The sequence below is a fragment of the Catellatospora sp. NPDC049609 genome (genome assembly GCF_040675365.1).
Classification (GTDB): Bacteria; Actinomycetota; Actinomycetes; order Mycobacteriales; family Micromonosporaceae; genus Catellatospora.
The window spans coordinates 1-1975 of the sequence record NZ_JBFAOU010000425.1 but is presented as its reverse complement, the minus strand read 5'-3'; the positions used below and the strand labels follow the sequence as shown (position 1 = coordinate 1975).

Below are 1975 nucleotides of genomic sequence, written 5' to 3'. Positions count from 1 at the left end.
ACGCCGCCTCGCCGATCACGTCTGGCGCACGATGATCGCCGACGAACGCCGCCGCACCCAGGCGGCGGGCCCAGGAGGACAACCGGGGGCGACTACAACATCCAGCGCGGCCGGCCCAACCCCGAAAGCCGACTCTTCGGACAAGTCACTTCCCAGGCCCGCCAGACCGCAGCCTACGCCACCCCACCAACCGGCTTGACAAACACAGAGGCACCCAAGGGAACCGATCTATCCGTCCACAGCCGTGACCATCTCGACGCCGTCGCCGTCGAACTCAACGGCCGACCACGCAAAACGCTCGGCTGGGAAACCCCAGCCGAGCGCCTGCGTACACTGCTCGCGGCCTAGACAACCGACCACGTGTTGCAACGATCCCTAGAATCCGCCAGGTCAGACGGGGCTTTCGCTGTGCGCCGCCAGGGACTCGAACCCCGAACCCGCGGATTAAGAGGCTGCTTGAAAACTCGGTTAGGGGTTGGGTAGGCGGCTGAGTCTGCGGGACATGTGCATGATCATCGCAATGTAGATCATGGTTTCGTGGGTGGTGTTGTGCCGTTCGTGGTCGTGGAGCAGGCGCCGGTTGGTGAACAGCCAGTCAGCACGTCTGGGTCCGGGCCGCGGTGCTCGGCCAGGCTGATCACGGTCGGCAGGACGCACGGCGCGCGTGCGACGTGCGCGTCTGCGGGGTCGAGCGGGGCGAAGGACAGCTGGGCGGGAATCGTGTCGGCGTCGGAGGTGGGCAGGTCGGCCAGTTCGGCGGACAGCCGCTGCCGCTCGTCGGGCGTCAGCACCTGGAGGAACCGGCCGCACAGCGTGCCGACGCCACGGGAGACGGACACGACCTCGACGCGGAAGTCTCCGCGGATCAGTGCCTGCTGGTCCCGCGCGTGTATCCGCACGCACAGCTCGAGATGCGGGGGCAGGCGGGGTTGGTCGGGACCGATGTCGAGAGCGTCGAGCAGCTCGGCGTCCAGGATGACCTCGCGGCGGCCGTCGAGCGCGGCGGCCTGGGCCAGTGACAACAGCCGCTCATCCCGGCGGGCGGCCGGAGCGTGCCGCTCTGCGGCAGCGTCCGGGTAGCCGTCCGGCCAGCCTATACCGGCATCGGTGTCGACGCCGTCGCGCAGCGGCACCATCGACCCGATGCCGTAACGCTCGTAGTAGCGCATGTGGTAGTCGCGCCACGATGCGCGACCGAAAGTGTGAGCACTCAGGCGGGTCAGGAGCAGCGCGGCGCGCTCCGCCTCGCGCGCTATCGGCTCCGGCAGGACGACCGTCGCGTCCAGGCGCAGGTCGAGCGCGAGTGGGTGCCGGCTACACGGCTGCGCCATGCGCATGGTGGCGGTGAGGTCGTCGCGTACCCAGGCGACGTTGCTGCCGAGTTGGCTGTTGTGGCTGCTCATGAGTGCGTGGATGTCGTGCAGCGCAGCGACCAGGTCGGCGACGTGCCGCACAGCGCCGGCGTCGGCGGCGTCGATCTGTTCGAGCAGGTGTGCCAGCGCGTCCGTGGTGGTGCTGGGCGCGTACAAGGACGTGATCAGTGCTCGCCGCGAAACCAGCTCGGCCAGGAGAGCGGTGATCTTATCTGCTGGCGCCGAGGGCAGGACCTCTCGTACCTTCGCGGCGAGTTCGCTCATCCGGATCGGCGCGCGAGCCGCTTCGACGGCGACGCGCACCGGCGTGGTCAGGCGCAGCACGGCGTCCACCGAGGCCACCTGTCCGACCCGTCGTGGCTGGTCGGGGATCACGAGGCGGTCACCGCGGACCGTCATCGTCGTGTTCGCGACGACAGGTAGCCGAGCGAGCAGTTCAGGGCAGCTCTCCAACGTCTGGATCACTTCGTCGAGCCACGTCGCGGCCGGGCTGGCAACCGCGTGGTACCGCCTGCCCCACCGGAGTCGGGGCTGCCCGCCGAAGGTCGCGACCGCCACTCCGGCAGCCAACCCCAGCGGAGTTGCCCGTCCGGTCATCCGCT

1 protein-coding gene and 1 pseudogene are annotated in these 1975 nt (G+C 69.2%); one reads left to right on the top strand and one right to left on the bottom strand.

Annotated features, from left to right (window positions below; all coding sequences use genetic code 11):
* Positions 1-213 precede the first annotated feature (213 nt).
* Positions 214-348: pseudogene (locus tag AB0J67_RS40840) on the top strand (IS30 family transposase); the annotation flags it as partial.
* Positions 349-527: 179 nt separating this feature from the next.
* On the opposite strand, the gene AB0J67_RS40835 reads toward AB0J67_RS40840, so the two are convergent.
* A partial coding sequence (locus AB0J67_RS40835) for a lantibiotic dehydratase family protein (protein WP_363491159.1) occupies positions 528-1975 on the bottom strand: 1448 nt, incomplete at its 5' end.